Origin of the sequence: Alloscardovia theropitheci (assembly GCF_004332295.1) — a bacterium.
GTDB classification, from domain to species: Bacteria; Actinomycetota; Actinomycetes; order Actinomycetales; family Bifidobacteriaceae; genus Alloscardovia; species Alloscardovia theropitheci.
In genome coordinates this window covers 1-260 of sequence record NZ_RXLP01000010.1, presented here as the reverse complement: position 1 = coordinate 260, position 260 = coordinate 1, and the positions used below count along the sequence as shown (strand labels likewise).

Sequence of the window (260 nt, the reverse complement as noted above, 5' to 3'; positions counted from 1 at the left end):
GGAGTATATCAATCAGAACAAACTGGACCAATAGGAATTGAATATGGTCTACCTCATTGATCCGTCAGACATCCGAAACCTACAGTGCGACCATCACCCTCATTATTGCGTGGTCTACCTCATTGATCCGTCAGACATCCGAAACGCTCATACCAACACCCCCGACTCAGACGTGGTGGTCTACCTCATTGATCCGTCAGACATCCGAAACATGCTCGAGCATCTGCTCAGTCAATCCCAAGTGGTCTACCTCATTGATC

Annotated in this window: 1 protein-coding gene; it reads left to right on the top strand. The window is 48.1% G+C overall.

Annotation, left to right across the window (positions count from 1 at the left end):
• Positions 1-43 precede the first annotated feature (43 nt).
• Positions 44-260, top strand: a 217-nt coding sequence (locus tag EJ419_RS08375; RefSeq protein WP_205668806.1) for a hypothetical protein, incomplete at its 3' end; no start/stop codon positions are given.